General features: G+C 57.3%; 1 protein-coding gene and 1 pseudogene. One reads left to right on the top strand and one right to left on the bottom strand.

Features of this window, described 5'->3' with window-relative positions; translation table 11 throughout:
* A pseudogene (locus AC1DRJ_RS27135) lies at positions 1 to 174 on the top strand (gfo/Idh/MocA family oxidoreductase); the annotation flags it as partial.
* Between the two features lie 158 nt (positions 175 to 332).
* Here the strand turns inward: AC1DRJ_RS27135 and AC1DRJ_RS27130 are convergent.
* Positions 333 to 1,561, bottom strand: a 1,229-nt coding sequence (locus AC1DRJ_RS27130) for a sulfatase-like hydrolase/transferase (RefSeq protein WP_477804860.1), incomplete at its 5' end; no start/stop codon positions are given.

Raw genomic sequence — 1,561 nt, 5'->3', positions numbered from 1 at the left:
CAGTTGGGCTACAACGAGTTGAAGACGCTGGAAGTGCATGAGCTGATCATGGCCTTGGCAGGGCACGGACAAGCCGGCACTGATTTCGAGCAAGCCTTTGAAGTGGAGCGACTGGCGACGGCGATTCGACTGGCGGCACGGGAACGGCGCTGGGTCAGTATCAGCGAGCTGTGATCGCTGAAAAAGCTGCGCAAAATGGCGGCAGCTTTTCTATCAGTACGGGACACTGAAAATAAAAAAGGGCCGCGAGATAAAACCTCGCGACCCTTTTTAAATATAGGGTCGGGACGGAGTGATTCGAACGCTCTACCCCTCTCTAAAGCGGATGCTGATTATTGCGTTGCAAACACCACACCGACCTCCCTCGCATATTTCAACCATGCATCCTTGAGCCGCTGCACCGTCTCTGGTCGGGCGGCGGCCAGGTCCGTGGTTTCGCCACGATCCTGAGCCACATCGAACAACTGCCATTGTGGCGGCTGCGTGTCGCCGCCAAACCCTGTTTGCGGGCGAATGCCCAACAGTTTCAGGTTTCCCTCCCGGTAATAAGCATTGCCGAACAGTTCGCCAGCGAGGCGGTCATGACGGTGCGGGCTACCTTCTCCGGCGAGCATTGAGCGCATTGATTTACCGGTAATCGGGTGTTTGCTCACGTCGGTAGGCGCCTCGACACCCGCCAGATCGAGGAAGGTTGGCGCCAGGTCATCAACCCGCGCTACACCACGTTCCACCCCCTGACGCCGCAGCGTCTTGGGCATATGGATGATCGCCGGTACGCTGATGCCACCTTCGGCCGTGGTGCCTTTGAACAAATGAAACGGCGCGGCGCTAACCTCTGCCCAGCGCAGGCCATAGTCGATTTGGGACCCCGCCTGACCGAGGTTGGCGTAACTGTTATCCGTGTGCGGGCCTGGCGGATAGAACTGGGTGTGGCTCTCTCCTGCCGCGCCGTTGTCCGACATAAATACGATCAACGTGTTGTCGTATTGGCCGCTCTGGCGCAGGTAATCCACCACTCGGCCAATGTTATGGTCGAGGTTATCGACCATGGCCGCGTAGATTTCCATCTTCCGCGCTTCAGTACGTTTCTGTTCCGGGCTCAGCTGCTGCCAGCCTGGCAGTTTTGGATTCACCGGGAGCGGGTTCGCCGGTTGGGCGTCGTTGGCCATAAGGCCAAGACTTTTCATCCGTTCGATACGCGCCAAACGTACGCTGTCATACCCCTGATCAAACCGCCCTTTGTACTTGTCCAGGTATTCCTTGGGTGCCTGCAAGGGCCAGTGTGGAGCGGTGTAAGCAGCGTAGGCAAAAAAAGGCTTGCCGTCCTTTTGGCGGTTCTGCAGGTAGCTGATCAGCTTGTCGGTATAGAAGTCCGTGGAGTAAAAATTCTCTGGCAATTCCACCGCTTTGCCGTTTTCGCGATAGTGCACCTGCTCGATTTTTGTCGGGTCGATGTTCGAGGGTTTGAAGTGGGCAGCCCCGCCCTCCAACAGTGTAAAAGACTGCTCAAACCCGCGTTGATCCGGCCCCTGATCTGCTTCCAGCCCCAGGTGCCATTTAC

The sequence above is a fragment of the Pseudomonas sp. P5_B2 genome (genome assembly GCF_056400445.1).
This window is presented reverse-complemented; position numbering and strand designations above follow the sequence as displayed.